Origin of the sequence: Mesorhizobium sp. M7A.F.Ca.CA.001.08.2.1 (genome assembly GCF_003998455.1) — a bacterium.
Lineage (GTDB): Bacteria > Pseudomonadota > Alphaproteobacteria > Rhizobiales > Rhizobiaceae > Mesorhizobium > Mesorhizobium ciceri.
On sequence record NZ_RZPW01000687.1, the window covers coordinates 1 to 3,356 of the forward strand.

4 protein-coding genes are annotated in these 3,356 nt (G+C 63.5%); all 4 read right to left on the minus strand.

The annotated features are described in order from the left end of the window. The coding region (locus tag EN914_RS29050; RefSeq protein ID WP_127389439.1) for a fatty acid desaturase family protein at nucleotides 1-861 on the minus strand (861 nt) is incomplete at its 3' end. Between the two features lie 46 nt (nucleotides 862-907). Further along, nucleotides 908-2,089: an aldose 1-epimerase family protein gene (locus tag EN914_RS29055; RefSeq protein ID WP_024501559.1), complete on the minus strand. Its 1,182-nt coding sequence runs from the start codon at nucleotides 2,087-2,089 to the stop codon at nucleotides 908-910. A 16-nt stretch (nucleotides 2,090-2,105) separates the two neighbouring features. Beyond that, a complete protein-coding gene (locus tag EN914_RS29060) occupies nucleotides 2,106-2,888 on the minus strand; it encodes an ATP-binding cassette domain-containing protein (protein WP_024501560.1) in 783 nt (260 codons plus the stop codon). Next, nucleotides 2,885-3,356: ABC transporter permease (locus tag EN914_RS29065; RefSeq protein WP_164778991.1), on the minus strand; the 472-nt coding region annotated here is incomplete at its 5' end. The genes EN914_RS29065 and EN914_RS29060, both read right to left, overlap by 4 nt.

Consider the following 3,356-nt stretch of genomic DNA (forward strand, 5'->3'; position numbering starts at 1 on the left):
CATGTGATGTTCGACATGATAGTTCATGTTCCAATAGATGAAGCGGCTGATCGGGTTCATGTAGACGGTGCGCGTGTTCAGCCGGTGGTCGGTGACATTGTCGGCCAGCCCGATATGCTGCAGCAGGCCGGTCAGCACCATGTGCCAGCTGCCGTAGAGGCGCGGCAGGCCGATCAGCACCAGCGGCAGGAACGACCACAGATAAAGCGCCAGCCCGATCGCCCCGACATAGATGGCGACATGCCAGCGCGCGGCTGTGACCACCTTGTGAAGCTCCATCTCGGGAATAAAGCTTTTCTCGTCCGGCGAGATGCTGCCGAACGCATTGCGCACCAGCGTCGGCAGCGAATAGCGGAAATCGAGAACACCGGTGAAGGCGAGTGCGGCGCGCAGCAGGTCCGGCGGACGCATCACCGCGATCTCGGCGTCGCGGCCGACGATGATCGTGTCGGTGTGGTGGCGGGCATGGCTCCAGCGCCAGGTCACCGGATTGCGCATCAGCATGAAGCTGGCGATCTGGTAGACGGCATCGTTCATCCAGCGTGTGCGGAAGGCGGTGCCGTGGCCGCACTCGTGCCAGCGCGAGTCGCTGGACGAGCCGTAGAGCACGCCATAGACGAGCAGAAACGGCACCACCCACCACGTGCCCCAGAACCAGGCGATCCCGGCGGCGGAACCCAATATGGCAACGATCCAGATGATCGTGTCGCGGATCGCCGGGCCGTCCGAGCGCTGCATCAGCTCTTTCATCGCCTTGCGCGGCACATCGGTGTGATACCACTCGGCCGAGGCCAGCCCGGTCTCGATCGCGATGCGCGTGCTTTCCCCGACCAGGCTGTAGTCGCGCTTTTTCTCCGTCACATCGACCTCCGATTTCCGGCCCGCCAGCCGGAGCGTTCGTTTCGCCTCATGCCCTGTCCGCCAATCCCGGAAAATTTCCCGACGGCGCAGGATAATCCTGTTGCGGCTGCCTTGCGATCGACGCGATCTTCGCTTCGGCCTCGGCGATCGCGCCGGCGCCGTCGAGCACCCGGAACACCGCGTCGTAAGAACGGCTTTCACTATGCTCCAGCCAGATCATCTCGCCCCGCTCGCGCGCCGCGAGATTGCCCAGCACATGGTGTGTCGAGGGCTCTATGCCCAGCGCATACTGCCCCGCCTGAAAATTCTGCCATTGATATGCGCAAGGCAGCTGATCCTTGCGCGTCACCACTTCGAAGCCGAGCCCGAGCTGATCGTTGACCACTGCCACCGGCACCTCGCCATTGGCGTCCGCCGCCATCTCGTGCTGCCAGACCTGCTCGCTGAAACCCGATTGCGGCGCCGGCATCGTGCGGTAACCCACCTTCTGCGCCTGGTAGCGCTCGCCGGCATGGCCGGCCCAGACGACGTCGCGGATCGGCGCCAGATAGCGCGAACCCTCGTCGAGCAAGGGATGGCTGACATTGACGTGGTAAAAATACATGTGCGGCGTGCGGTTGAAACCGTGGTTGACGACGCGATCCGACAGCCGGATCTCGTTGCCGCCGACATCGGCCTCGATACGCCGGATCAGATGCAGATCCTCGCCGAACACTGCCGATTGCTGCACGGTGCCTTCGGCCCACAGCACGCAGCGGTCGCCGTCCCAGGTCTCGCCATAACCGGTCAGCCGCGCCGGAATGGTGCCGACGCGGCCATGCAGCGAATGGATCACGGTCTTCCTGCCCGGGTAGTTGTAGCTATCGGCCGGCACTTCTTCCCGGCCCAATATGTGGTCGAGGCCGCAGGTGACAAGCAGCCCTGAAAACGAACGCGCCCAGGCGAGCCCCCCTTCCCCCTCATAATCGTGCAGACCGGGGTTGCGAAAGCCGCTCGGCGAATGCCAGCCGATCGCCTGGCCCTTGAAGTCGCAATCGGCGATGTCGAGCGCCCGGTCGACCAGCGCCGTGAAACGCAGGCCCGAGCCGGTGCGGAACTCGAGCATGCGGATGCCGCGTTCCACGCCGTCGCCAAGCGTCATCAGCCGCACGCCGGCAAATTGCGACAGCATGCCCGAACGTTCCGACACCTGCCGGCGCGAAAGCGTCTTGCCGTAGAGTTCTACCATGTGACGGCCAACTTCTTCACTTCGCTCTCGTCTCTTTCAGCAGGGCCGACATATCGGCGCCGGTGATGATGCTTTCCACGGTCAGAAGATCGGTATCGGCAACCGTCTGCTCGGCGACGATCTCGCCGCGGCGCATGACGATGATGCGGTCGGCGACCTGGAACACGTGATGGATGTTGTGGGTGATCAAGAGCACGGAATGACCGGCGTCACGCACCTCCTTGACGAAGCGCAGCACGCCATGGGTTTCCTCGACACCGAGATTGTTGGTCGGTTCGTCGAGGATGATGACCTTGGCGGCGAACTGCATGGCGCGAGAAATCGCGATCGACTGCCGCTCGCCGCCCGATAGCGTCGAGACCAGCGCATCGGCGTCGAGTTTTTTCGAGATGCCGACGCGCTTCAACAGCGCCGACGCCGCGTCTCGCAATTTGGCGAAATCGAGCGGCGCGAACACGCCCAGCCATTTCAGCTTGACCGGCTCGCGCCCAAGGAAAAGATTGCGCGCGATGCTGAGATCCGGCGCAAGAGACGTATCCTGGTGGATGGTCTCGATGCCGAGGTCCATCGCGTCGCGTGTCGAACGGATCGAAACCTTTTCACCGCGCACATAGATGTCGCCACGGTCGATCGGAAACACACCGGAAATCGCCTTGATCAGCGTCGATTTGCCGGCGCCGTTGTCGCCGAGCAGGGCCACCACCTCGCCTTCCTTGAGGGCAAAGGACGCATTCTTCAGTGCGCGGACGCTGCCGAAGGATTTTTGCAGATTCTGCAGCCGGAGAACTTCCATCGTCAGCCCCTTGCGGCGTTCTTCTGCAGCAAAGCGTGCAGGATGAGCATGGCGAGGATGATCAGGCCGACGAAGATGTTGTAGGCGAGGCCCGGCACGCCGATCAGCACAATGCCGTTGCGGATCGCGCGCAGCATCAGCGCACCGACGATGGTGCCGAGGATCGTGCCGCGTCCGCCGGTCAGCGCCGTGCCGCCGACCACCACCATGGCGATCACTTCGAGCTCGTAGCCGGTGCCGGCCACCGGTGAAGCGGCCGAAATGCGGAAGGCGCTGATCATGCCGGCCAGCCCCGCCAGAACCGAAGTCAGGATGAACAGCCACACCTTGACGGCGTCCGCCGGCACGCCACGCGCCACCGCCGCGTTGCGGTTCGAGCCGATGGCGCTGATCCAGTTGCCGAGCTTGGCATAGCGCAGCACGTAGATTGCCAGCAGCGAGAGACCGATGAACCACCACAGCGAGGTGTAGAAC